Source organism: Bradyrhizobium sp. LeoA1Lang, from assembly GCF_055413685.1.
In genome coordinates, this window is sequence record NZ_JBVAPG010000579.1 from 1 (window position 1) to 277 (window position 277).

Annotated in this window: 1 protein-coding gene; it reads left to right on the forward strand. The window is 65.0% G+C overall.

Annotated elements, in window-relative coordinates:
• Positions 1-277 (forward strand): transposase (locus ACZYOF_RS44570; protein ID WP_463719695.1); only part of this gene is annotated, 277 nt, incomplete at both ends.

A 277-nucleotide genomic window follows, 5' to 3' on the forward strand; every position in this document is an offset into this window, starting at 1 on the left:
CCCGTGTCGACGGCGAATATGTCGCCCGCATGGAGGACGTGCTCGATCTCTATGCTGAAGCGCCGGATCCCGAGCGGCCCCTGGTCTGCTTCGACGAGACCCCCGTCCAGCTGATCGGCGAGGTGCGTCAGCCGATCCCGGCCCAACCGGGACAGCGCGAGCGCTACGATTACGAATATCGCCGCAACGGCACCGTCAATCTCTTCGTCACCTTCGATCCGCATCGCGGCTGGCGCAACGTCAAGGTTACAGACCGCCGCGCTGCCGTAGACTACGC